Consider the following 23,771-nt stretch of genomic DNA (forward strand, 5'->3'; position numbering starts at 1 on the left):
CAGCCTGCATGGCTGATCCCGCGCAAACCCGGCCCGACGAGGCCCTCTGCCTCCACTGTGGCAGCCGCGTTCCGGAGGGCGCCAGCTCGCGCGAGTTCTGCTGCGCGGGCTGTGAGGCGGTCCATGGCCTGTTGGTGTCGCAGGGGCTGACCCGCTACTACCAGCTCACGGGTGGCAAGACGTCGCCGGCGGCGGAGCCCGCGCGGGGACGGGGGCTTGCGTGGCTGGAGCCGCTGGTGACGAAGGCGGAGGCGGCGCCGGGCGCGCTGTGCTCGCTCGAGCTGGACGTGCAAGGCATCCACTGCGCGGCCTGCGTCTGGCTGATGAACGAGCTGTTCCGTCGCCAGCCCGGAGGCGCGGGCTTCACGGTGGACCCGGCGCTGGGCAAGGCGCGGATGCAGTGGCGGCGCGGTGCCTTCGACGTGGCGGGCTTCCTGCGCGCGGTGGAGGGCTTCGGCTACCTGTTCGGGCCCAGTCGCAAGCGGCCCGCGCCGGCGAGCCTGGATTTGCCCATCCGACTGGGCATCTGCGTGGCGCTCACGATGAACGTGATGCTGTTCTCGGTGAGCTTCTACGTGGGGCTCGCGCCCGAGGACGGCGAGCTCTTCGGGCTCTTCACGCGGCTGAGCCTGTGGCTGACCACGGTGGTGGTGCTGGTGGGCGGCTGGCCGTTCTTCCGCTCGGCATGGCAGGGGTTGCGTCGGGGCGTGCCGCACCTGGACCTGCCGATTGCGTTGGGCATCCTGCTGGTGTTCGGCACGTCGCTGGTGCAGGCGCGCGGCGGGCGGGGAGACCTGGCGTACTTCGACACGCTCAACACCTTCGTGACGCTGATGCTGGTGGGGCGCTGGCTCCAGCAGCGCGTGTTGGAGCGCAACCGCCGCTTCCTGCTCGAGGACGATGGGGCCGAGGGACTCTTCGTCCGCCGACAGGAAGGGGACCAGCTCGTCACCGTGCGGGTGTCGCAGGTGGAGGAGCGGGATCTGCTCGTCATCGCGCCGGGCGACCTGGTGCCGGTGGACGCGGAGCTGCTCGATGCCCGCGCGCGGGTCTCCACGGATTGGATGACGGGAGAGCCCGACGAGCGCGAGGTGCTCGCGGGGCAGCCGCTGCCGGCGGGCGCGTTCAACGCGGGGCGCGAGGCGGTGCGGGCGTTGGCGACGCAGTCGTTCCAGGACTCGCCGCTGGTGGCGCTGTTGCGGCGTCCTCCGGAGGGCTCGGGGCGGAGCGCGGGGCACACGCGCTTCTGGGAGTCGGTGTCGCGGCGCTGGGTGGTGACGGTGCTGGCCGTGTCGGCGCTGGGGCTCGCGCTGTGGTGGCCGTCGGGGCCGGACAAGGCGCTCGAGGTGGCGGTGGCGCTGCTGGTGGTGACGTGTCCTTGCGCCATCGGCATCGCCACGCCGCTGGCGTACGAGTTGGTGCAGGCGCGGCTGCGTCGAGAGGGCTTCTTCATCCGCGCCACGGACCTGTTGGACCGGCTGCCGCGTGTGCGTCAGGTGCTGTTCGACAAGACGGGGACGCTGACGCTCGGTCGGATGGAGCTGGTGGACCGGAGCGTGGTGGAGTCGCTCGACGACGAGGCGCGGGATGTGGCCTTCAACCTGGCCTCGCGCAGCAACCACCCGGTGAGCCGGTGTCTGGCGGAGGCGCTGTTGCGCACGGGCGCCCGCTTCGTGCCGGAGGCCCGTGTCATCGAGCACCCGGGACAGGGACTCGAGTGGATGCGAGACGGCGTGTCGTGGCGGCTGGGGCGCGCGGACTGGCGCGCCGCGCGTGGCGGTGAGGTGTCGGAGGTGGCTGGCCTCGCGTCGCTGGCCACGCAGTCGGTCAGTGTTGCTGCCGGGACCACTCCGGCGCCGGCCTCGGTGGGTGGTGCACGTGGCACGGTGCTCTTTCGCGACAACACGCGCGTCGCCGCCTTCCCCTTGCGCGAAGCGCTGCGCCCCGATGCCCGCCGCGAGGTCTCCGCGCTCCAGGCCGAAGGCCACGCGGTGTGGCTCATCTCCGGCGACGCTCCCGCGCGGGTGCGCGAGCTGGCGACCTCGATCGGGGTCCCCGAAGCGCGGGCGCTCGGCGGCCTGCGTCCGGAGGACAAGGCGTGCACGGTGTCGCGGCTGGGCTCGACGGACTCGCTGTACCTGGGTGACGGCGTCAACGACAGCCTCGCCTTCGAGCGGGCCCTGTGCGCGGGCACGCCCGCCATCGACCGTCCGGTGATGCCGGGCAAGAGCGACTTCTTCCTGGTGGGCGAGGGCCTCGCGTCCCTGCGTGAGGCGCTGCGCCTGTCGCGCGAGCTGCACCAGGTGGTGCGCCGGCTGCTCACGCTGGCCATCGGCTACAACGTGGTGGCCGTCGCCGTGTGCCTGGTGGGCTGGATGACGCCGCTGCGGGCCGCGGTGGCGATGCCCGCCACCAGCCTGGCCACCGTCCTGTTCACCGTGTGGAGCCTGTCCGCGCCCCGTGCACCCCGGCGCGACGCGGCGGGCCTCCCTCGCCCCACGGAGGTGCCCGCATGAACGTGCTCGTGCTCCAGGTCTTCGTGAGCCTGATGCTCGTGGCCAGCTCGGTGCTGCTGTTCGTCTACAGCATGCGCCACCGCGACCACGAGCAGGCGGACCGGCTCGCGCTCTTCCCGCTCGAGGAGGACAGCGCCCGCCCCGCGCGGCCGTCCGACGAGCGGACCTCGCCTTCGGCTTCCCAGGAGTGAATCCGTGCAACAACAGCGAATCGTCTACGACGACACCACGGTCCGCCGCTTCATCATCGCGGCGGTCATCTTCGGCATCGTGGGCATGGCGGTGGGAGCGCTGGTGGCCAGCCAGCTCGCGTGGTGGCAGGCCAACCTGGGCATCCCCTACCTGACGTACTCCCGCCTGCGCCCCCTGCACACCAACGCGGTCATCTTCGCGTTCGTGGGCAACATGATGTTCGCCGGCGTCTACTACTCCACGCAGCGCCTCTTGAAGGCGCGCATGGCGTCGGACCTGCTCTCCAACATCCACTTCTGGGGCTGGCAGCTCATCATCGTCGCCGCGGCGATAACCCTTCCCCTGGGCATCAGCACCTCCAAGGAGTACGCGGAGCTGGAGTGGCCCATCGACCTCGGCATCACCCTCATCTGGGTGGTGTTCGCCATCAACTTCTTCTGGACGCTGGCGAAGCGAAACGAGAAGAACCTCTACGTCGCCATCTGGTTCTACATCGCCACCATCATCACCGTGGCGGTGCTGCACATCGTCAACAGCCTGGCGCTGCCCCTGGATGGCCTCAAGAGCTACTCGGTCTTCTCCGGCGTGCAGGACGCGCTGGTGCAGTGGTGGTACGGCCACAACGCCGTCGCCTTCTTCCTGACCACGCCCATCCTGGGCATCATGTATTACTTCCTGCCCAAGGCGGCGGAGCGGCCGGTGTACTCGTACCGGCTGTCCATCATCCACTTCTGGGCCCTGGTCTTCATCTACATCTGGGCCGGCCCGCACCACCTGCTCTACACCGCGCTGCCGGACTGGGCGCAGTCCTTGGGCATGGTCTTCAGCGTGATGCTCTGGGCGCCGTCGTGGGGCGGCATGCTCAACGGCCTGCTGACGCTCAAGGGCGCCTGGTACAAGCTGCGCGATGACCCCGTCCTGAAGTTCCTCATCGCGGCCGTGACGTTCTACGGCATGGCGACGTTCGAGGGACCGCTGCTCTCCATCAAGTCGGTGAGCGCGCTGGGCCACTACACGGACTGGATTGTCGGCCACGTGCACGGCGGCGCGCTCGGGTGGAACGGCTTCATGGCGGCCGGCATGTTCTACTGGCTGGTGCCCAGGCTGTACGGCACGAAGCTGCACTCGACGCGCTCGGCCGACGCGCACTTCTGGCTCGCGACGGTGGGCATCCTCCTCTACATCGTGTCGATGTGGGTCAGCGGCATCAGCCAGGGCCTCATGTGGCGCGCCACCAATCCGGACGGCACGCTGATGTACCCGAACTTCGTGGAGACGCTGCTGGCCATCCGGCCCATGTACATCGTCCGCTTCGTCGGCGGCTCCATGTACCTGGTGGGCTTCTGCATGATGGCGTGGAACCTCTGGAAGACGGCCCGCTCGGGCAAGGCCGTCGACGGCGAGACCACGGTGGTGGTGGGCGAGGAGTCGCACCACGCTGGCGCCCCCGTGCCCGTCCCGACGGCGCCGGCCTGGGTGCAGGTCATCACCGGTCGTCCGCTCATCTTCGCCATCGCCATCCTCACGGTGACGATGTTCCTGGGCTGGGCGAAGCCGGTGCGCGCGCTGGTGTTGATGGGCGGCATCATCGTGCTGGGGGAGCTGGCCTGGATCGTCACCCGCAGGGACCGCGAGGCGGGCCGCCCTTCCTGGTTCGCGCTCATCGAGGGGCGCCCGCTGGCCTTCACCGTGCTCACGCTCATCGCCATCCTCATCGGCGGCGTGGCGGAGCTGCTCCCCACCATCCTCATCCAGCAGGCGGTGCCCGCGCACGGCGAGGCGCAGAAGCCCTACTCGCCGCTGGAGCTCCAGGGGCGCGACCTCTACGTCCGCGAGGGTTGCTACACGTGCCACTCGCAGATGATTCGCCCCTTCGTGGCGGAGACGCAGCGCTACGGCGACGTGTCGCGCGCGGAGGAGTTCATCTACGACCACCCGTTCCAGTGGGGCAGCAAGCGCACGGGGCCTGATTTGCACCGCGTGGGCGGGCGCTACCCGAACCTCTGGCACTACACGCACCTGATGGACCCGCGCGCGACCAGCCCCGGCTCGAACATGCCGGCGTACCCGTGGCTCGCGGAGAACACCATCAAGGTGAAGGACGCGCCCAGGAAGCTGACGCTGATGCAGAAGCTGGGCGTGCCGTACACGAACGCGGAGGTGGACGCGGCCGAGTCGCGGCAGAAGGCGCAGGGTGAGGCCATCGCCGCGGACCTGGCCACGCAGGGGGTCCAGGTGGCGTGGGACTCGGAGATGGTGGCCCTGGTGGCCTACCTCCAGCGCCTGGGCCGTGGACCGCAGGACGTGCCCGCGCCGTCGGATGTCGCGCCCACCGCGTCGGCGGCGGGCGTTCAGGAAGGGAGCCGCTGATGTACAAGCAATTCTACCAGGGGATGACGCTGGAAGAGCTGCCGCTCTTCGCGCTCGTCCTGTTCATCGCCGTCTTCCTGGGCGTGTGCGCCTGGGTCTTCGGGGCGCGCCGCAGCCAGGACTTCGACGCGCTGTCGCAGCTGCCGTTGTCGGAGCGCGGGGAGGGCGGCCATGAGTGACGAGAAGTCGCCGGTGCTCCATGTCTATGACGGCATCGAGGAGCACGACAACCAGCTGCCCAACTGGTGGCTGGCCATCCTGTGGACCACGCTCGTCTTCGGCGCGGGGTACTGGTTCTGGTACCACGTCGCCGAGGTGAGCCCCGGCCAGCTGGGCGAGTACGCCGCCGAGTCCGCCGAGCATGCCCAGCGCATGGCGAGCAACACGCCCGCCTCCGATGAGCTGCTGCTGGCGCTGGTGAAGGACCCGACGTCGCTGGAGAATGGCAAGGGCGTGTTCCAGGCCAACTGCGCCGCGTGCCACGGCGCGCAGGGGCAGGGGCTCATCGGCCCCAACCTCACGGACGGCTTCTGGCTGCACGGCGGCTCGCCCATGGCCATCCACAAGGTGGTGGCCGACGGCGCCGTGGCCAAGGGCATGCCCGCGTGGGAGCGCACGCTGGGGGCCGAGCGCGTCAAGGCCGTCACCGCGTACCTGCTGACGCTCAAGGGCACGAACGCACCGGGGGGGAAGGCCCCTCAGGGCGAGCCGGAGACGCCGTAGTCCTCGCGCTCCACCAGGAACCCATGCCATGGCGACAGCACCTCAACGAGACGGCCCTCCGCGCATCGACCAGTTGTCATCCATCCACGCGGATGGCTCGCGCAAGGCCATCCATCCCTCGGACGTGAGCGGGCGCTTCATCACGCGCAGGCGGGTGATGTTCGCGGTGCTGCTCGGCATCTACGTGGCGCTCCCCCTGGTGGACGTGGGGGGCCATCCCGCCGTCCACCTGGATGTGGCGGCGCGGCGCTTCTACCTGTTCGGCGCCACGTACAACGCGCAGGACTTCTGGCGCGTGCTCTTCCTGGGCACGACGCTGGGGTTCGGCCTGCTGTTCGTCACCGCGTGGCTGGGCCGCGCGTGGTGCGGCTGGGCGTGTCCGCAGACGGTGTTCCTGGAGGGCCTCTACCGTCCCATCGAGCGGCTCTTCGACGGGCCCCGCGAGCGACGGCTCAAGCAGGAGACCTCGCCGTGGACGCCTCTGCGCGTGGCGCGCGCGACGGCGAAGCACGGGGCCTACGTGGGCGTGTCGCTCCTCGTCGCGCACGCGGCGCTCAGCCTCTTCGTGTCCGCGGGCGGGCTGGTGTCCATGGTGTCCAGCGGCCCGGCCACGTCCCCGGTGGCCTTCACCTGGGCCATGGCCGTCACCGGCGCGCTGTACTTCAACTTCGCGTGGTTCCGCGAGCAGCTCTGCGTCGTGGTGTGCCCCTACGGCCGGCTCCAGTCGGCGATGCAGGACCGGGACTCGCTCATCGTCGGCTATGACACGCGGCGGGGCGAACCCCGGGGGCGGATGGTGAAGGTGCTCCCCGCGCACGCCGCGCCGCCCCGGGGCGACTGCGTGGACTGCCGCAAGTGCGTCACCGCGTGCCCCACGGGCATCGACATCCGCCACGGCCTGCAGATGGAGTGTCTGGCGTGCGCGCAGTGCATCGACGCGTGCGATGAGGTGATGGACCGGGTTGGCCGGCCGCGCGGGCTCATCCGCTACGACTCGCTCAAGGGCCTTGCGGGCGAGCCCCGCCGCATCCTGCGCCCCCGGCTCGCGCTGTATGGCCTCCTGTTCGTCGCCTCCGTGGTGGGCCTGGTGTGGACGCTCGCCCGCCGTGTGCCGTTCGAGGCGAACCTGCTGCGCTTCCAGGGCATGCCCTACCTCGTCGAGGAGGGGCAGGTGCGCAACCAGTTCGAGCTGCACCTGGTGAACAAGAACCCGGAGCCCACCACCTTCACGCTGTCCATCCAGGCGCCGCCGTCCGCGCGGGGCGTGATTCCGCAGTCGCAGGTGAAGCTCGGCTCGCTGGAGAGCTTCCGGGTGCCGCTGTTCATCCTGGCGCCCCAGGGCAGCACCGAGGTGCCGTTCAACTTCATCGTCGAGGTGGCCGACTCCGCGTCGGGCGAGGTGAAGCGGATGGAGGCGCGCTTCCTGGGACCGCCGTCCAAGGCCCGCTGAGGCGGCGGACGAAAATCGTGCGCGTCACCCGGGGGCCTCCGCGGATTGTGCGCGGGGCCCTCCGTTCTGCGGGCGCGCGACGTGGCACGCGCCTTGGATTGGGACGAGGGGCATGGACATGCTTCCAGGAGTCCCCCGTCCGTCGCCGGAGCTGCTGGGCCGGTACAACGTCTCCGGGCCGCGCTACACCAGCTATCCCACCGCGCCGGAGTGGCGACCGGACTTCGGGCCGGAGGCGCTGGAGGCCCGGCTGCGGGTCGCCGGAGCGCAGGACGAAGCCTCGCCCCTGTCGCTGTATGTCCACCTGCCGTTCTGCCACAGCCTGTGCTGGTACTGCGGCTGCAACGTGGTCATCAGCAAGGACTCGAGCGCGGCGGACCGGTACCTGGACCACCTGGTGATGGAGCTGTACCTGGTGGCCGAGCAGCTGGGCCCCCGTCGCGCGCTGTCGCAGATCCACTGGGGCGGCGGCACGCCCACGTTCCTCACCGAGCAGCAGCTGGAGCGGCTGTGGACGGAGCTGATGCGCCGCTTCACGCTCCTTCCGGACGCGGAGGTCGCCATCGAGGTGCACCCGTCCGTGACGACGTCGAGCCAGGTGTCGCTGCTCCGGCAGCTCGGCTTCAACCGGCTGTCCATGGGACTGCAGGACTTCGACCCGCGCGTGCAGGAGGTGACGAACCGGCTGCAGACACCCGAGCGCACGCGGGCGCTGCTGGACCACGCGCGGGAGCTGGGCTTCACCGGCGTGAACTTCGACCTCATCTACGGCCTGCCGTACCAGGAGCCGGAGGGCTGGGCGCGCACGCTGGAGACGGTGCTGGCGATGCGTCCGGACCGGCTGGCCGTCTACTCCTTCGCCTTCATGCCGGACGTGCTCAAGCACCAGAAGCGGATGCCCGCGGACGCGCTCCCCAGCGCGGAGGTGAAGATGGAGCTGTTCCGCGCGGCCTACGCGGGCTTCGTGGGCGCGGGCTACCGGGCCATCGGCATGGACCACTTCGCGGTGCCCGAGGACGAGCTGGCGCGCGCCCTCTCCGAGCGCCGGTTGGGGCGCAACTTCCAGGGCTACACGGTGAAGGCCGCCTCGGACGTGGTGGCGCTGGGCAGCACGGGCATCAGCGACGTGGCGGGCGCGTATGCGCAGAACGTCCGTGCGCTGCCCGCCTACTACGAGCGCATCTCCCACGGCCGACTGGCCACGGAGCGCGGGCTCTTGTTGACCGAGGACGACCGCAAGCGCCGCGCGGTCATCACCCAGCTGATGTGCAACGCGTGGGTGGACCTGGGCGAAGAGGGCGTGCGCGACTTCGCGCCGGAGCTGGAGCGCCTCCGGACGTTCGAGGAGGACGGGCTGCTGGTGCGCTCGGGCTCCCAGCTGGAGCTGACCTCGCTGGGGCGGCTGTTCGTGCGCAACGTGGCCATGGTGTTCGATGCCCGGCTCGCCCGGGCCGAGCGACCGCGCTTCTCCCGGACCGTGTAGGAGGGCGGGCAGGCGGGCCTCGCGGGCGTCCGCTCCCCTGGCGTGCTCGCCGGGCAATGACCACCTCTTCCTGGCGCCCTCGCGCGCGATGGGGAGGTGGGCATGGCGGGCCTGGAGCGAAGGACGGTTCGACGGGGCCTGAAGGGCGCGTGCCTCGTGGGCGCGCTCCTGGCCGCGACGCTGGCGGGCGCCGCGCTGAAGAAGGGCGAGGTGGTGCCGGCGTTCTCCGCCGAGGACCTGCGGGGTGAGAGGCACAGCAGTCAGGAGTGGCGCGGCCGGCGCACGCTGCTGGTGGTGCTCACCGACAAGGACGGCGGCGAGGCGATGCGGCGCTGGTTCGACGAGGCCGCCGCGCTTGGCGTCCCCGACTCGGTCCACCGCGCCTCGCTGCTCTCCTTCAAGCTGCCCTTCTTCGTGGGCCTGGGGACGGTGCGCGAGAAGGCCCGGAAGAAGGTCCCCGAGGCGGCCTGGTCCGACACCTGGCTCGACAAGAATGGAGACATGGGCAAGCGGCTGTCGCTGCCGTCCAGTCGCATGCCCCATGCCTTCGCGCTGGACGAGCAGGGGCGGGTGCTCGCCGCCGTGCACGGCGAGGTGGGCTCCCCGGAGGCGAAGGCGCTGCTGGAGCTGCTCACGCGGCCCTAGAAAGACGAGGGGCGCCGCGGTGGGATTCCCCGCGACGCCCCGGTGCCTCTTGGATGCTTCGGCTCAGCGCGCGGACAGGATGTCCTGGGCGCGCTTCTTCTCGGTGGAGAACGTGAAGGCGTTGAAGAGCAGGTAGTTGTTCTCCGTGTCGAGGATGCGCGGCTTCACGATGCGCAGGACGTTGAGCTTGTCGTCGCTGAACTGCATGCGCTCCATCAGCCGCAGCACCTGGGAGACCAGCAGGTAGTTGTCCTGGAGGCCCATGGAGAGCACGCGCAGCTTGTCGTCGGTGAAGGTCTCCCGCGAGATGGCGTCGTACCAGCGCTGGAAGGCGCTGTCGCTCATCGGCCGGACCATCGGCTCCGGCGGCGGGGGCGGCGGGCGCGGCATCACCGTGGCGAGCAGCGGGGCCTCCTCGACATGGCGGGCCACGCCGTCGAGCACGTCCTGCGCCTTGCGCACCTTGGCGCGGGTGTCACGGTCGGCCCGGTCCTCGATGTCCTCGAGGAGCTTCTCCAGGCGCGCCAGCCGCTGCGCCAGCTCCTCGCGGCCCACCACCACCAGCGTGCCCGTGGGGTTCTGCGGCGGGTAGTTCTGCCCCGGGTTGTGGCGCGGCGGGTAGTTCGGCGGCTGCGGCTGCGGCTGGGGCTGCGGCATCGGCCGGCCCGGCGGGGGCGGACGGAACTTCTCGGCGGCCGCGTCTTGCGCGAAGGAGGTGGAGGCGGACAGCAGGGCGACTGCGAGCGCGAGGGCCTTCATCGGGGCTTCCTTGTTCGTGTACTCAACATCTCGGACGAGCCGTCCCTCTTCGCATTCATTCCGCCCTGTCGACAAGGCCCCCACCCTCAGGGAGAGGGGTTTCGTTTGGACAGCACCGTTCCCTCGGGGGACAGCTCGTAGAGGAGGGGAACCCCGGTCGCCAGCTCCAGCCCCACCACCTGCTCGCCGGTGAGCTGGTCCAGCTTCATGACCAGGGAGCGGTTGGAGTTGCCGTGCGCGACGACGAGGACGTTCTTGCCCAGGCGCAGGTCGCCGCCGATGGCGCGCTCGTAGAAGGGCAGCACCCGGCGGGCGGTCATCTCCAGGGACTCTCCGTTGGGGGGCGGCACGTCGTAGGAGCGCCGCCAGAGCTTCACCTGGGCCTCTCCGAAGCGCTGGGCCGCGTCCGCCTTGTTGAGGCCCTGCAGGTCGCCATAGTTGCGCTCGTTGAGGGCCGCGTCGCGGATGATGGGGGGGCGCTGGCCCAGGGCCTCCAGGATGAGCGCCAGCGTCTCCTGGGCGCGGGTGAGCCCGGACGTGTAGGCGACGTCGAAGGTGAGTCCCTGGAGCGAGCGCGCGGCGGAGCGCGCCTCCTCGCGGCCCTTCTCGGTGAGGGGCACGTCCACGAAGCCCGTGAAGCGGTTCTCGTGGTTCCATAGGGACTGGCCATGACGGACGAGGGCGAGGAGGGGCATGGCCTCCTGCTAGCCCAACCCGGCCTTCACGGCCAAGGGGGCGAGCGTCGCAGCAGGGCCTTGGGGGTGTGTCCTGTCAGGCCGCGGAAGTCGGAGATGAGGTGGGCCTGGTCGTAGTAGCCCGTCGCCGCGGCGATGGCGCCCCAGTCCGGCGACGTCATCCGCCGCGAGGCCCGGAGGGCGCGCTGCAGGCGCACCACGCGCGCGTAGGCCTTGGGGCCCAGGCCCACCACGTCCTCGAAGGCCCGGCGGAGCTGTCGCTCGCTGACGCCCAGGGATTTCGCCAGGGCGTCCACGCGGGGCAGCTCGCGCGCCTGGGAGAGGACGCGCACGGCGCGGCGCACGACGTGGGCGGAGGGCGGCTCGAACACGTCGCCTCCGCGCAGGCGCGCCTCGAGCGTCTCCTGGAGCACGCCGAGCTTCGCCTCCAGGCCCGGGCGCTCGTGCAGCCGTTCGCGAAGCCATCCCCCCGCCGGGCCCCACAGCGTGTCGAGGGGGATGACGCGGTTGGTGAGCTCTCCCATGGGGACGCCGAAGAACGGATAGGCCCCCGCGACCTTGAAGCGCACGGCGATGGCCAGGGGTGGCACCTCCGCGCCGCCCTTCTGCAGGGGCTTCAGCCGGGTGCCGATGACGTACGCGTCGCCGCGGGTGTCGCCAAGCCGGACGATGAGCTCGGACTCTCCATCGGGGAGGCGGACATAGCCCGGTGCCTGCTCGCCACGGGGGACGGCGCGGAGGCCGCGCACGAAGCTCGCGAGCAGCCCTCGGGGAGCGACCTGGAGCGACGGGGAAGCCACCCGCAGAGCATGCGGCACGGTGCTCGGGGATTCAATCCACGGGGGCGCGGATGGCCGATTTCTCCAATCGCCCTCCACGTGCCCTCCCTACCTTGGGGACACCTCTCGCCGTTCCCTTCGAGGAGTGTGTCCCGATGCGAGTCCATCACCTCAACTGCGGCACCCTGTGCCCCGCCAGCGCGCGCTTCGTCCTGGGCGAGGGGGGCCTGTTCACCCGCGCGCGCCTGGTCTGCCATTGCCTGCTCATCGAGTCGAACGACGGCCTGGTGCTGGTCGACACGGGCCTGGGGCTCGCGGACATCCAGGACCCGCGCCGGCTGGGCCAGCGCTTCCTCCGCCGCAACGCACCCCGGCTGTCGCGGGACGAGACGGCGGTGGCGCAGGTGGAGCGGCTGGGCTTCCGGCGCGAGGACGTGCGGCACATCATCCCCACGCACCTGGACCTGGACCACGTCGGCGGGCTCGCGGACTTCCCTCGCGCGAAGGTGCATGTCTTCCGGGACGAGCACGCCGCGGCCATGGCCCCGGTGGGGCGCAGCGCGAAGTTCGGCTACCGCGCCGCGCAGTGGGCCCACCAGCCGCTGTGGCGGCCGTATGACGTCGAGGGCGAGCGCTGGTTCGGCTTCGCCTCGGTGCGCGTGGTTCCGGAGCTGGACACGGAGCTGCTGCTGGTGCCGCTGCTGGGGCACTCGGAGGGACACTGCGGTGTCGCCGTGAAGACGGAGGGACGCTGGCTGCTCCACGCGGGGGATGCGTACTTCAGCCACAAGGAGATGCACCCCGTGTCGCCGAGCAGCCCCTGGGGACTGGCGCTCTTCCAGCGCCTGCGCTCCACGGACAACGCCGCGCGCCTCGAGAACCAGGCGCGCCTGCGGGCCCTGGCGAGGGCGCATCCGGAGGAGGTGAGCGTGTTCTCCGCGCACTGCGCGGTGGAGCTGGAGCGCCACGCCCGTGTGCCGGTGCCCTCGGCGGTCCGTGACTCCGCGGCCTGAAGGGGCGGACTCACGTCCGACGACGGCGGGCGCGGTGGAGGTCGTCGTAGATGCCGAGGAAGAGGTGTCCTCCGAGCAGGAGCCCCTGCTGGATGTCCCGCCGGGCCGAGGCGTCGCTCGCGAAGGGCGCGTCGAGCTGGCGGTAGAACCCGTCCGCGTGCTCCTCGTCGAGCGTCGCGTGCGTGGGGTAGTGCACCACCTGGTCCGCCGCGAGCCACCCGCGCGCCACGATGCCCTGCCCCAGCTCCAGGGAGATGCCGCTGAACAGGTCCTCGATGATGCCGAACACCGCGAGCCCGGTGTGCGTGGACTCGAAGGCGGCGATGCCCGTCAGCGCGACGTTGAACTTGCGCACCTCCGGCCAGGACGTGTCGTCGTGGAGCCCGTCGAGCGAGGCCCCGAGTCGCTCGAGCAACAGGCGGAACGTGTGCTCATGGCCGTGGGAGAGCGTGCCCCGGCCGTGCTCGTCGAAGACGTTCTCCACCAGCGGCAGGCGCAGCTCGGGACGGGGAAGCCGGCTGGCGAGCACGGCCATGGGCCGCGTGAAGTGCGCCACCGCCGCGAAGAACTGACGCTGCGTCTCGACGAAGTCCCCTCGCTCGAAGGTGCCGTCCCGCAGCGCGCGCAGGTACGCGGAAGACTCCCGCGCGTTCCACTCGGCCTTCAGCGCGCCGACGTGGTGGCGCAGGTTCAGATTTCGGAGGAGGGAAGGTGCACCCATGCCGGGGACCCTTTAAGTCGGGTGAGGTCGAGAGAGTAGACGGTACACGCCGCGTCAGGGGAGACCCCTTGTCCTCGCAGCCAGCGGACGTGGTCCTCCAGACGCTCGTCGATGACGAAGCAGGCGAGCGACTGGGGGCTGTGCGCGGTGAGCTCCTCGCCACAGGTCTTGAGGTAGTGCCCCCATCCCCGGGTCCACGCCGAGGGCGGCGCGGCCAGGTGCACGAGCGGCCAGGGGGCTTGCGTCGACATCAACTGGAGGTCCTTGCTCCCGGAGGTGGTGCACCACCCCGCGCCCTCGAGCCGGCGGGTTGGCGCGGGGCCGAGCACCAGCCCTTCACCCCGTGGACACCCGGGCGCGTCCGCCAGTTCCAACGTGGCCAGGCGCGCGGGCGGCGTGAAGTAGAGCGCGAGCCGGCTCTGGGGGCGTCCCATCCGCAGCGGGTTCCAGCCGCGCGCGGTGCGCATGACGTCGCCCCGCGCGCCTCGCATGGCGGCGCCGTAGAGGAACCGGATGCCGCGCAGGGCGGGGATTCGGAACAGGTGGGTGAGCCCCCGGAGGATGAGTCCTCGGGCCAGCCCCGAGCCGCGCGCGTGGGGCGCGACCTTGAGGTCGCAGATGTAGAACCCGGGCAGGGCGCGGGGGCCCCGGTGGACCTGCCGCAGGACTCCCGTCACCGAGCCGAGCAACTCCTCGCCGCGCAGGGCGAGCAGGAAGTACGCCTCCCCCATGGACGAGAAGAAGGGGTGGTACTCGGGGCCGTGGTCGATGAAGAAGTGGTCGGCGCCGTCGGCGATGGGGTACTCGATTCCGCGCTCCAGCCTTCGCAGCCGCTCGACATAGGGCCCGAGCGTGTCGGGCCGGAGCACCACGTAGCGGATGCCGCTCATGTGCCCGACGTCCGTCGGAAGCCGACCTCGACGCGCTCGTAGAACAGGCTGCGGTCCTGGGCCTGGAGCCGCGCGCCGAGCGCGTCGTCGAACTCGAAGGCAGGGGCGAAGAAGCGCCTCAGGTCGCGTTGGTTGTTGAGCTGGCGCAGCAGCACGGCGCAGCCGGGGCGGGCCTTCCGCGACAGCAGCGTGGCCCACGCTTCGACGAGCGTGTCATCGGACCAGTCGAAGATGTTGGACAGGGAGATGACGTCGAAGCGGCCCAGGTCGGGCACGTCCGGTAGCGAGCCTTGCACCAGGCAGACCTGGAGCGGCGCGGTGGCGCGCAGGTAGCCGGGCGCGTCGCCGGGGCGGTAGGCGCCGAGCAGCACGTGCTGCAGATACGGATTGCGGCAGGCGTCCTCGCGTCGCAGGCCCCGCTCGAACAGCGCCTGGAAGTAGCCGGGATAGGAGCCGGGGCGGGCGTGCTGGGTGGCCGCGGGGCCGAACATGGCGTGCAGGAGCGGGTCGGCGAACGCGAGCTGGAAGGCCACGGGCCAGTAGTGCGACGCGAACCAGCCGGCGCGCAAGGCTTCGCGCTCCGACTCGGGGACGCCGGGGTCGAAGAACGTGTTGAGCTCGCGGCGGGGCGCGACGAACTCCTCCACGAAGAGGCGCAGCGTGCGGAACAGCCCCTCGAACTCGCCGCGCTGATTCAGCCCCGCGGCGTCGTTGGAGAGCACGTTGAAGTGCTGGGGCGCGGCGGTGCCCAGGCAGCGCGCCTTCTCCTTCACGTGCTCCAACTGCCTCGGGTTGAAGTCGAAGCCCACCAGCTCGAGCGTGGGGTTGTCCTTCGCCAGCGTCAGCAGGGTGCAGCCGCCGGAGGCGACGGTGAGGAGCGCGCGGGCCCGGGTGTGCTCGATGAGCGCCTGCTCCAGCGCCGGGTCTTCGCGGACGACGGCGAACTTCAGACGAGGGAGAGGTGCGCTCAAGGCCGGGTGGGGGGGCGAGGGTTGCTTCGACTCGGAGCGGGATTGTAAGTCATCAGGACGCGCCATGCCCACGCCCTCCGCAGTGCTGTCCCCCGAGTCCCTGCGCGAGCTGGAGCGGGTCGACGCCCGTCATCTGCCCCGGCTCGTCCTGTTCCTCCTGCTCCAGGGCGTGTCTGCGTGGCTCGTCGTCCTGCTGGCGAGGGACGGTGACTCGGTGGCGAGCTGGCTCGCCCGGCTGCCGCTCTACCTGGTCTCGGCCGCCGCGCTGCACGGCATCAGCCTGTTCACCCACGAGGCGGTGCATGGTGGGTTGTCCTCGCGGCCCTGGCTGAATCGACTGGGCGGGATGCTGTGTGCCTGGCCCGTGCTCCAGAACTTCGCGGCCTACAAGGTGTTGCACCTGCGGCACCACCGCGATTTGGGTGGTGGCCTGGACCCCGACCACTACGCGAACTACACGGGGCGGCGTTGGCTGGAGCTGGCGATGCACCTGGGCCGGCTGCTGCTCGGCTATCCCGCGTACATCACGATGATTCCCATCCTGGGCTTCAAGCACGGCACGCCGTCCGAGCGGCGATGGATTGCGTTCGAGGTCGCCGTGGTGCTCGTGGCGGGTGTTCTCGCGGCGCGCTTCGTGCCGTGGCAGGTGTTGCTGCATGCGTGGGTGCTGCCCATGGTCATCATCAACACGCTGGTCAACATCCGGGGCATGAGCCAGCACACCTTCCTGACGGAGAATACGCATCCGGTCCGGGGCTCGCGGACCATCCTCTCCAATCCGGTGACGCGCTTCTTCATGTGCAACGAGAACTACCACCTGGAGCATCACCTGTATCCGCGGGTGCCCTGGTACAACCTGCCCGCGCTGCACCAGTCCCTGCGGGCCGGGCTCGTCGCGCAGGGCGCGCCCTTCATCCCGTCGTACTTCTCGTTCGTCCGCGGCGTGCTGAGTGGCTCGCTGATGCGCGAGGCCCGGCGCGCCGCGTCCCCGGATGTCTGAGCGTCCCTTCCTGCACGAGGGGTTGCTCGCGGGCTTCGGGGTCGTGCTGTCGTGTGGGCTCCTCGTCGTCGCGGGAGCGGGCTCGGCGGTCTTCCTCCAGGTGCTCGGCGCGACGCTCCTGTTCATCCTCGCGGTGGTGGGGCTCGCGCGTCTGGAGCGCTGGGGACACGCCTTCCGCGTCCGATTGCTGTGCGCCTATGCGGCGACGTTCTTCTTCTATGCGTCGGTGAAGGACACCCTCCCGGCGCTCGGGCTTCCGACGAGGGATGCCGTGTTGTTCGGCCTGGACGCGTGGGTGTTCGGTGGGAGCACGCCGTCGGTGTGGCTGCAGCGCTGGAGCTCGCCGGCCGTGAACGACGTGTTCAGCGCGAGCTACCTGTCGTTCCACGTCTACCTGCACCTGGCCATGGCGTGGGCGGTGGTGGGCTCGCGGGAGCGCGCGGAGGCGTTCTTCGGTCAGGTCTTCTCCGCCTACGTGCCGGGGCTCGTGGGCTACTACCTGGTGCCCGCGGTGGGACCGGTGGCGGCGTATCCCGAGCTGTTCACCGTGCCCGTGGAGGGAGGGTGGGTGACCTGGCTGAACGCGGCCGTCGTGGCCCATGGCTCGTCCACCTACGACCTGTTCCCGAGCCTGCACGTGTACATCACGCTGGTGTTGCTCGCGCACGACAGGCTCGCGCATCCGTGGCGCTTCCGGGGGATGTTGCCGGTGGCGGTGTTGCTCTTCGTCTCCACGCTGGTGCTGCGCTACCACTACGCGGTCGACCTGCTCGCGGGCGTCGTGTGGTTCGTCGCCTTCCGCGCGCTGTATCCGCGACTGCTTCGTGGGTGGGAGTCCTGGCGGCGCGGGAGCACAGTGGAGCCTGCGGTGCTGATTCCGCCGGAGTGACGGAGGGGCGTGCGTCGCGCTGTCACGCGGGCGGCGGCGCATTGACGAAATGTCTCGCGCGGCCCGGGCGTTGAGCCCGCAACCCCCTGGAATCTCGTAGGGGGTGGCTTGGAACGGCATGTGAAGAGGAGGGGAGGCAACAGGAGGAAGCCCCATGGCCCGGTGTCGCCCGTCCAGTTCCCGCCCGACTCTCCCCACCTTCACGTTCCTGGAGCACAGCGCGCGCGGGATGCTGCGTCAGGAGGTCCTGGACTTCATCCTCGACTACGGCCTGCGGGTCCGCGCGGCGGGGGCGACGCACGTCACGGTGCTGGAGCGAGACCTCTCGCGGGCCCTGCGCGACTCGTCTCTCGCGCGGCAGGCGCGTGGCTGGATTGTGTTGGTGAGCGACGACGAGCGCCTCCTCACCTGTTACCGCCGCGCGGATGCGAGCAGCTTCCTTCGGCGCAAGTCGAAGCACCGGCTCAACGGTGGACGACCTCACCGCGACACGGGCTGGCGCAACGCGGAGGGCCGACGCGGGGTGGGGCGCGCGAGCCACGCCGGGTCATGAGGACGTGGCTGTCGCGCGGGGGATGGCGATGGCCTGGCCCCTCAGGGTGATGACCTGGGCAGCGATGCGAGCGCGCTCGACACTGTCAATCAGGTAGCGGGGACTCGCTCCCGCCGTGGGCGGGAACAGGCACTGGATGACGTCGTAACCGATGTGTCTGGAGATGAAGGTCTCCAGGACGTGGGCGTGCCGCTCGACCAACCCGGTCAGGGGCGGCCACCCGAGTGCTCGCAACCGCAGGATGTCCTCGTCGTCCTCCCGCGCCCGTCGTCGAATTCGCGGAAGTACAGCCACGAACAAGGCACCTGGCGGTCGGCGATTCTGCAAAGCATGGGTCCCCTGGGCATGAGGCTGTCCGCGTGCGGGCGGCTTTAGCGGGGTTGGGCGCGTCGGAAAAGGGCGCGCTGCTTCACATTCGGGATGTCCGGTGAAGGGCACGCCGGAGGTCGGCGCTGCGCCAGAAGGCGGGCTCCGGAAGGAGAGGGCAGTCGTCCTCGCACCTCCTGGAGCCCCGCATGCCCCGCACCGCGCTCTTCGATTCGTTCCGCCAGACCACCCGGAAGGCACTCGCCGCTTCCATCACGCGACGCGAGGTCACCCGTCCGTCCGAGGCCCGGCGCGGCGTGGACCGCCGCTCCGTGTTGAAGGGGCTGACGGTCCTGGGGCTGGGGCTCGCCGTCGGGAGCGCGCGGGCGCGGGAGGCGAATGCGCTCTCATCGCCGCGGGTGGGAATCGTCGGCGCGGGGCTCGCCGGGCTCGCGTGTGCCTACGAGCTGCGGCGCGCGGGCGTCATCGCCACGGTGCACGAGGCGAGTGAGCGCACCGGTGGCCGGGTGTACTCGATGGGCGGCGCGTTCGGCGGACCCGTCACGTTCCCGGGACAGGTCGTGGAGCGGGGTGGGGAGTTCATCGACTCCGGACACACGACGATGCTGGGCTACGCGCGCCAGTTCCATCTGGAGCGAGAGGACCTCGCGCGGTTCCACGGTGAGGTGACGTACTTCTTCGGAGGGCAGCGGTACGCGGAGTCCGCCATCCTGGCGGAGTACTGCCCGCTCATCGCCGCCATCCGCCAGGACCTGTCACGGCTCTCCGACGCGCCCACGGCCGCGCGACATACGCCCGTGGACCGCACCTTCGACGTGATGGACCTGATGACCTATCTGGAGTCCCGCGACGCGGGGCCCCTGATATCGGCCGCCATCATCGCCGCATACGAAGCGGAGTATGGACGGACGGCGGACACGCTGAGCTGTCTCAACCTGCTGTTCCTGATTGGGACGGAGCAGTGTCGCCGCTTCGAGCCCTATGGCGAGAGCGACGAGCGCTACCGGTTGCTCGGCGGCAATCAGCAGATTCCTCGCGAGCTGGCCGCGCGCCTGCCCGGTCAGGTCCGCTGGGGCGAGCGACTGGAGTCCGTACGCAGGACGCCCGCGGGAGCGCTGGCCCTGTCGCTGCGGCGGGACTCCTGGAGCTTCACCGCGACCTATGACGTCGTGGTGCTCGCCGTGCCCTTCACCCTCCTGCGGCGCGTGGCGCTGGATGGCTCGCTGGGGCTGCCGCCCTGGAAGACGAAGGTCATCCAGGAGCTGGGCTACGGCACCAATGCGAAGATGATGGTGGGCTACCAGGGGCCGGTGTGGCGCGCGGGCGGGGGCAGCGGCGCCACGTACTCGGACCTGATGCACCACCAGGCGACGTGGGAGACGAACCCGAGCCGGGCCACGACGAGGGACGCGGTGCTGACGGACTACGCGAGCGGAGCGCGCGGCGCGGCGATGGACCCGGGCAACGTGGCGCTGGAGGCCGAGCGCTTCGTGGCGGCGATGAACCGGGTGGTGCCGGGCACCGCGAGCGCGGTGAAGCGCGGCGTGGACCGGCGCATCCTCGCGCACCTGGAGCACTGGCCGAGCTCCCCCTTCACGCTGGGCAGCTACACGGCCTACGGACCGGGACAGTTCACGAGCCTGGCGGGCTACGAGGCGCCCCCCGTGGGCCACCTGTTCTTCGCGGGCGAGCACACCAGCTCGTTCTACGAAGCCCAGGGCTACATGGAGGGCGCGGCGGCTTCGGGAAGGAGCACCGCGGCGGCCATCCTGGCGGCGGCGCGAATCGCGGCCCTCGGCTGACGCGCACTGGCGAAGGTGGAGCACCGCTGCCTCCGCTTCGCGCGCCCTGGGCCTCCGGCGACACGCTTGAACGAAGGCGCGCTCCCAGCGCATTCACGGACTCAGCGAGGACTCACGCCGAGGGCGAAACGCTTGAGCGAAGGCGCGCTCCCAGCGCGTTTACGGGCTCGGCGAGGACTCGCGCCGAGGGCGACACGTTTGGACGAAGGCGCGCTCCCAGCGCGTTTACGGGCTCGGCGAGGACTCGCGCCGAGGGCGACAACCCGGCCGTCATGGCCGAAGAGGCGCCCCCAGCGCGGCACAGCACATCGGGGGTGGACTACGGCGTGGACGACGCGCGGCGCGGCGAGGTCAGCTCGCGCTGCATGGTGTCGTCGCCCACGAGCACGCCATCGGCGAACAGGGTCCGCTCGTTGGGGCCGAGTGACTCGAGCTCCTCGGCCGTGCCCAGCTTGAGGTTGTAGACCTTGCCGTCGTACGGCACGCGCTCGGTGGCGGTGATGAAGGCCGTGCCGGACTCGGTGCGCACCTGGTCCTTCACCTGGACCTTGTCCGCGGGCACCACGAGCCCGGAGGTGAGCAGCACCGGGTGCTTCTCCGTCAGCCGCACGTCGTGGCCCTGGTCATCGCGCAGCCGCACCAGCGGCTTGGGCTCCCGCCCGAAGATGAAGTCCTGCACCGTCAGCACCCGGCCGCTCGCGTTGGAGCGGACCTTGTCGCCCACCTTCAGCGTCTCGATGGGCGCCCGCGTCCCGTCCGCGAGCGTCACCTTCGTGCCCTCCGCCATGCAGCTGTTGAGCACGTTGAGGTTGAAGGGGTTGGTGGGCAGCGCCGTGCTCGTGAAGGTCGTCAGGCGCGGCACCGCGGCGGCGCCGCCACACGTCGCCATCGAGTAGAGGGTCATCGACATCACCACCGGCTCGTTGACGATCTTCTCCATCGTGCAGCCCGTGCCACCGTTGGCCGTGGTGTTCTGCGACAGGTTGACCAGCCGCTGGATGCTCGCCGTCTTCCCATTGATGGCGAACAGGTCCGACAGGTCCGCGAGCGTCGTGCAGGTGCCGCCCGAGTCCGTCTTGATGAGGCGCATCCGCGTCGTCGTCGGGCCGTTCTTCATCGCCTGGATGGTGCACGGCTGTGACATCGCGCCCGCGTCGAACGTGAGCTGCGTGGGGACGTAGATGTTGGTGATGTCGAAGGTCTGCCCCGTCTGGAACGGGAAGTAGGCCGCGGGGTCTCCCGTCCAGGGGTTGCCCGTCTTGCGCAGCGCCAGCCCCACCGGGGTCTGGGGGTATGGCGCCAGCGTGCCCTGGGCGTTGGTCACCATGGCGTAGTCACAGTCCGCGCCGCCGCGCAGCTGGCACGTGGTGAGGTTGATGTTCGAGCGGGGCTCGTTGCTCGCGAAGCGGGGGTGGTCCATCGTGAAGCTCACCGGCTCGGGCGCCAGCGTCGTGTCCAGGCTCGAGAACGAGACGTGCTCCTCGCCCGTCTGGTCGTTGTGCGCCACCATCAGCGACTCCACGACGACCTTGCTCTCCGGCGCCATCGACGGGCGCACCGACACCGCCGTGTCGTCGAACGTCTTGCCGTCGTTGTGCTCCTCGTTGGCGCTCTTGGCCAGCACCGTCAGCTTCTTGCCGGACAAGTCACTGTCGTACGCCGTCACGTCCGTGAAGACGTGCGTCGCGCCGCCCGCGCACGTGGCATAGGGGTTGAGGATCAACGAGGGCCGGTGGTCCTGCGCCTTGTCCGCCTGCTGCACCTTGCCACCGCCCAACGTGCGCGAGTCGTTCACGTGGATGAAGTGGTCGCAGTCCCAGTCGGTGGGCTTGGGGCGCGGGCCTCCCCGCACCGCCTTGGCCCGGGCGATCTCCAGTGTCTTCAGCGCGCGCGCGAAGTCGCGGGCCACCGTCGGCCCCGGCGTGTCCTGACCGCCCTGGGTGGCCTGCGCGGCGGCGGCCTCCTGGAGCCGGTGGCGCGCGTACTCGTACTGGTCGTCATCGGCCAGGTCCAGCATCACGAAGTCCTCATGAGGCGGGCGCTTCTGGAAGGCCGCCATCACGACCTCGCGCTGCTCCTCGATGCTCCTGGGCCTGGGCGTGGGCTTGATGACCCACGGGCATCCGGGCAGCAAAGACAGGCATCCTGCGAGAACGACGAGACGTGTCGCGATGCGACTGTGCGTCAAATCCATGAGCTCCCCCTCAGAGCGGGCCTGGTTCGAGCCCGGATAAACACTGTCATACGCTCCGTGTCTGAAAGTCAACGAATGACAAGTCATCGGCCTCGCTGGTCAGCCGCGACCCGGCCTGTCGCATCGCGAGCCTTTCCGGGTGTGACACGCGCGGCGGGCGGAGCGCCGGGGGACTCCAGGGGTAGGTGGCGCCACGTGGGCGTTGACTCCCCGCGGCGCATGAGGGACGGGGTGGACATGGCGCAGCAGAAACTCCTCGTCCCGCATGAGGTCGCGGGAGAGCGGCTGGACCGTTTCGTCTCCAAGCACGTGCCCGGCTTCTCGCTGGAGCGCGCCCGCGCCCTCATCGCGTCGGGCGGGGTGCGCATCCGCGGCAAGAAGTGTCAGCCCACGCGCAAGCTGTGGGGCGGCGAGGAGCTGGAGCTGGAGCGTCCCGAGCCCAAGGCCTCCACGCGCCCGCCCGTCGAGGGGCCCGCGCTGGCGGTGCTCCACGACGACGCGGCCCTGGTCATCATCGACAAGCCGCCCGGGCTCGTGGTGGAGCCCGAGGGGCGCGCGGCCTCCGTGGTGGACCTGCTCGCGAGCCAGCGCCCACCCTTCGACGTGGAGGGACAGGCGCTGCCCGGCGTGGTGCACCGGTTGGACCGGGAGACCAGCGGGTGTCTGGCCTTCGCGCGCACGGACACCGCGGCGGCGGCGCTCCTGCGTGCCTTCCAGCAGAAGCAGGTGGACAAGCGCTACCGGACGCTCGTCCTGGGCCACCCGCCGGAGCAGGGGCGCCTGGAGGGGCCCTACACGAGAGACCCGAAGGACCCGCGCCGCTTCACCACCCGGGTGCACTCCGCGCGCAGGGCGGCGCTCTCCTTCGAGGTGCGCGAGCGCTTGGCGGGGGCCGCGCTCCTGGAGGTGGACCTGGACACGGGGCGCACGCACCAGATTCGCGTACAGCTCTCCGAGGCGGGCTTCCCGGTGTTGGGGGACTCGCTCTACGGCACCGAGGCCGCCCGCGAGCACCCCGCGGCGAAGGCCCTGGGCCGACAGGCGCTCCATGCATTCCAGCTGGAGCTGCCGGGCCCGTTGAACGGGGAGCTGGTGCGAGTCCAGGCCGCGCTTCCGGAGGACTTCCAGCGCGCCCTGGAGCTCTTGCGTCGCTGACGCGCCGGGCCCCCACGTTCGACGGGGAGCCCGGACCGTCGGGGCCTACTTCGCGTCCACCACGAGGACCATCCAGCGGTCCGTGGAGTGGTCGATGCGGACGTTGGCGGCGCCCGCCTCCTGGAGCTGCTGCACGATGCCTTCCAGGAAGGTCAGGTGCTCCTTGGGCGCGTCCACGAAGACGTTCTTGGGGCCGTTGCCCTTGGCCTTCGGCTTCTTGGCCGGGGCGGCGGCGCCGTTGAGGGCCTCCGGGTTGGCGGCGGCCTTGAGCTGCAGGGCGGCGTCATCGACGGCGGGCTCGGGCGCGCTGTCCACCTCGGCCTCGGGCTCCTCGGCCACCACCGGGGCGGCGGCGGCCACCTCCTCCTCGGCCTCCGCGCGCAGCTGGTTGAAGGTCTTCAGGTTGATGGTCGCCCCGAACTTCGTCTTGAAGGACTCCAGCGCGTCCTTGCTGCTGATGTCCGGCTGCTGGCGGAAGAGGGTGAGCAGGAACGCGTGTCGCTCCTGGGTCTGCTCCTGGGACGTCCTCGGCATCTTCTGTGCTCCTGTGAACCGTGAAGGGCGGCGCACCCTAGCCGACCCCTCCCGAGGAGAAAAGGTGGTCGGATGTCCCTGCGTGGACGCTCGACGCGGACCTTCGCGCC

The 23,771-nt window shown here is 70.6% G+C and carries 23 protein-coding genes; 14 read left to right on the forward strand and 9 right to left on the reverse strand.

Annotation, left to right across the window (positions count from 1 at the left end; genetic code table 11):
* The first annotated feature begins 8 nt into the window (after window positions 1–8).
* The 8 genes from OWM54_RS32210 to OWM54_RS32245 all read left to right on the forward strand — a co-directional run bounded on the left by OWM54_RS32210 (window position 9) and on the right by OWM54_RS32245 (window position 9,379).
* The gene (locus tag OWM54_RS32210) at window positions 9–2,516 is read left to right on the forward strand and encodes a heavy metal translocating P-type ATPase (protein WP_267699941.1); all 2,508 of its coding nucleotides are present in this window, start codon (window positions 9–11) and stop codon (window positions 2,514–2,516) included.
* Window positions 2,513–2,707 (forward strand): hypothetical protein, encoded by a 195-nt coding sequence (locus tag OWM54_RS32215; RefSeq protein WP_046715444.1) that lies wholly within the window; start codon window positions 2,513–2,515, stop codon window positions 2,705–2,707. The genes OWM54_RS32210 and OWM54_RS32215 overlap by 4 nt, the downstream gene beginning before the upstream one ends.
* 4 nt (window positions 2,708–2,711) lie before the next feature.
* The gene (ccoN, locus tag OWM54_RS32220) at window positions 2,712–5,078 is read left to right on the forward strand and encodes a cytochrome-c oxidase, cbb3-type subunit I (protein ID WP_267699942.1); all 2,367 of its coding nucleotides are present in this window, start codon (window positions 2,712–2,714) and stop codon (window positions 5,076–5,078) included.
* A complete protein-coding gene (locus OWM54_RS32225) occupies window positions 5,078–5,257 on the forward strand; it encodes a cbb3-type cytochrome oxidase subunit 3 (protein ID WP_074950417.1) in 180 nt (59 codons plus the stop codon). Before ccoN ends, OWM54_RS32225 begins: the two co-directional genes overlap by 1 nt.
* Window positions 5,250–5,801, forward strand: a complete 552-nt coding sequence (locus OWM54_RS32230; RefSeq protein WP_141323792.1) for a cbb3-type cytochrome c oxidase N-terminal domain-containing protein — start codon at window positions 5,250–5,252, stop codon at window positions 5,799–5,801. Before OWM54_RS32225 ends, OWM54_RS32230 begins: the two co-directional genes overlap by 8 nt.
* Before the next feature lie 28 nt (window positions 5,802–5,829).
* A complete protein-coding gene (gene ccoG / locus OWM54_RS32235; RefSeq protein ID WP_267699943.1) occupies window positions 5,830–7,251 on the forward strand; it encodes a cytochrome c oxidase accessory protein CcoG in 1,422 nt (473 codons plus the stop codon).
* A 118-nt stretch (window positions 7,252–7,369) separates the two neighbouring features.
* Window positions 7,370–8,734, forward strand: coding sequence for an oxygen-independent coproporphyrinogen III oxidase (gene hemN / locus OWM54_RS32240; RefSeq protein ID WP_267699944.1), 1,365 nt, complete (start codon window positions 7,370–7,372; stop codon window positions 8,732–8,734).
* A 102-nt stretch (window positions 8,735–8,836) separates the two neighbouring features.
* Complete coding sequence (locus tag OWM54_RS32245) at window positions 8,837–9,379, forward strand: peroxiredoxin family protein (protein WP_141323789.1); 543 nt, start codon at window positions 8,837–8,839, stop codon at window positions 9,377–9,379.
* Window positions 9,380–9,442: 63 nt separating this feature from the next.
* Here the strand turns inward: OWM54_RS32245 and OWM54_RS32250 are convergent, their stop codons facing one another.
* The 3 genes from OWM54_RS32250 to OWM54_RS32260 all read right to left on the reverse strand — a co-directional run bounded on the left by OWM54_RS32250 (window position 9,443) and on the right by OWM54_RS32260 (window position 11,633).
* Window positions 9,443–10,138 (reverse strand): DUF4476 domain-containing protein, encoded by a 696-nt coding sequence (locus OWM54_RS32250; RefSeq protein ID WP_267699945.1) that lies wholly within the window; start codon window positions 10,136–10,138, stop codon window positions 9,443–9,445.
* A gap of 86 nt (window positions 10,139–10,224) precedes the next feature.
* Window positions 10,225–10,833: a 2,3-bisphosphoglycerate-dependent phosphoglycerate mutase gene (locus OWM54_RS32255; RefSeq protein ID WP_223745245.1), complete on the reverse strand. Its 609-nt coding sequence runs from the start codon at window positions 10,831–10,833 to the stop codon at window positions 10,225–10,227.
* A gap of 26 nt (window positions 10,834–10,859) precedes the next feature.
* Complete coding sequence (locus OWM54_RS32260) at window positions 10,860–11,633, reverse strand: AraC family transcriptional regulator (protein WP_267699946.1); 774 nt, start codon at window positions 11,631–11,633, stop codon at window positions 10,860–10,862.
* Between the two features lie 134 nt (window positions 11,634–11,767).
* On the opposite strand from OWM54_RS32260, the gene OWM54_RS32265 reads away from it, so the two are divergent.
* Window positions 11,768–12,625, forward strand: coding sequence for an MBL fold metallo-hydrolase (locus tag OWM54_RS32265; RefSeq protein ID WP_223745247.1), 858 nt, complete (start codon window positions 11,768–11,770; stop codon window positions 12,623–12,625).
* Window positions 12,626–12,635: 10 nt separating this feature from the next.
* On the opposite strand, the gene OWM54_RS32270 is transcribed toward OWM54_RS32265, so the two are convergent.
* The 3 genes from OWM54_RS32270 to OWM54_RS32280 are packed head-to-tail and all read right to left on the reverse strand — an operon-like array spanning window position 12,636 to window position 15,273.
* A complete protein-coding gene (locus OWM54_RS32270; protein WP_267699947.1) occupies window positions 12,636–13,346 on the reverse strand; it encodes an iron-containing redox enzyme family protein in 711 nt (236 codons plus the stop codon).
* The gene (locus OWM54_RS32275) at window positions 13,316–14,236 is read right to left on the reverse strand and encodes a GNAT family N-acetyltransferase (protein ID WP_267699949.1); all 921 of its coding nucleotides are present in this window, start codon (window positions 14,234–14,236) and stop codon (window positions 13,316–13,318) included. The genes OWM54_RS32270 and OWM54_RS32275 overlap by 31 nt, the downstream gene beginning before the upstream one ends.
* Window positions 14,233–15,273 (reverse strand): DUF3419 family protein, encoded by a 1,041-nt coding sequence (locus tag OWM54_RS32280; RefSeq protein ID WP_267699950.1) that lies wholly within the window; start codon window positions 15,271–15,273, stop codon window positions 14,233–14,235. Before OWM54_RS32280 ends, OWM54_RS32275 begins: the two co-directional genes overlap by 4 nt.
* On the opposite strand from OWM54_RS32280, the gene OWM54_RS32285 reads away from it, so the two are divergent.
* From OWM54_RS32285 to OWM54_RS32295, 3 genes are all read left to right on the forward strand, one after another.
* On the forward strand, window positions 15,272–16,207 hold the full coding sequence (locus OWM54_RS32285; protein ID WP_267699951.1) for a fatty acid desaturase family protein: 936 nt from the start codon (window positions 15,272–15,274) through the stop codon (window positions 16,205–16,207). The two genes, OWM54_RS32280 and OWM54_RS32285, sit on opposite strands and share 2 nt — an antisense overlap.
* On the forward strand, window positions 16,200–17,096 hold the full coding sequence (locus tag OWM54_RS32290; protein ID WP_267699952.1) for a phosphatase PAP2 family protein: 897 nt from the start codon (window positions 16,200–16,202) through the stop codon (window positions 17,094–17,096). Before OWM54_RS32285 ends, OWM54_RS32290 begins: the two co-directional genes overlap by 8 nt.
* A gap of 154 nt (window positions 17,097–17,250) precedes the next feature.
* Entirely contained in the window at window positions 17,251–17,649 is a 399-nt protein-coding gene (locus OWM54_RS32295; protein WP_223781881.1) for a hypothetical protein, read from the forward strand.
* Here the strand turns inward: OWM54_RS32295 and OWM54_RS32300 are convergent.
* The gene (locus OWM54_RS32300; RefSeq protein ID WP_267699953.1) at window positions 17,644–17,883 is read right to left on the reverse strand and encodes a hypothetical protein; all 240 of its coding nucleotides are present in this window, start codon (window positions 17,881–17,883) and stop codon (window positions 17,644–17,646) included. The two genes, OWM54_RS32295 and OWM54_RS32300, sit on opposite strands and share 6 nt — an antisense overlap.
* Window positions 17,884–18,164: 281 nt before the next feature.
* Here OWM54_RS32300 and OWM54_RS32305 point away from each other — a divergent pair, with 281 nt between their 5' ends.
* Window positions 18,165–19,778, forward strand: coding sequence for a flavin monoamine oxidase family protein (locus OWM54_RS32305; RefSeq protein WP_267699954.1), 1,614 nt, complete (start codon window positions 18,165–18,167; stop codon window positions 19,776–19,778).
* Between the two features lie 319 nt (window positions 19,779–20,097).
* On the opposite strand, the gene OWM54_RS32310 is transcribed toward OWM54_RS32305, so the two are convergent.
* On the reverse strand, window positions 20,098–21,912 hold the full coding sequence (locus OWM54_RS32310; RefSeq protein ID WP_267699955.1) for a Hint domain-containing protein: 1,815 nt from the start codon (window positions 21,910–21,912) through the stop codon (window positions 20,098–20,100).
* Between the two features lie 297 nt (window positions 21,913–22,209).
* Here OWM54_RS32310 and OWM54_RS32315 point away from each other — a divergent pair, with 297 nt between their 5' ends.
* Complete coding sequence (locus tag OWM54_RS32315; RefSeq protein ID WP_267699956.1) at window positions 22,210–23,127, forward strand: RluA family pseudouridine synthase; 918 nt, start codon at window positions 22,210–22,212, stop codon at window positions 23,125–23,127.
* A gap of 45 nt (window positions 23,128–23,172) precedes the next feature.
* Here OWM54_RS32315 and OWM54_RS32320 read toward each other — a convergent pair whose 3' ends face one another.
* A complete protein-coding gene (locus OWM54_RS32320) occupies window positions 23,173–23,661 on the reverse strand; it encodes a hypothetical protein (RefSeq protein WP_267699957.1) in 489 nt (162 codons plus the stop codon).
* Window positions 23,662–23,771: the final 110 nt, after the last annotated feature.

This window comes from Myxococcus sp. MISCRS1, from assembly GCF_026626605.1.
Classification (GTDB): domain Bacteria; phylum Myxococcota; class Myxococcia; order Myxococcales; family Myxococcaceae; genus Myxococcus; species Myxococcus fulvus.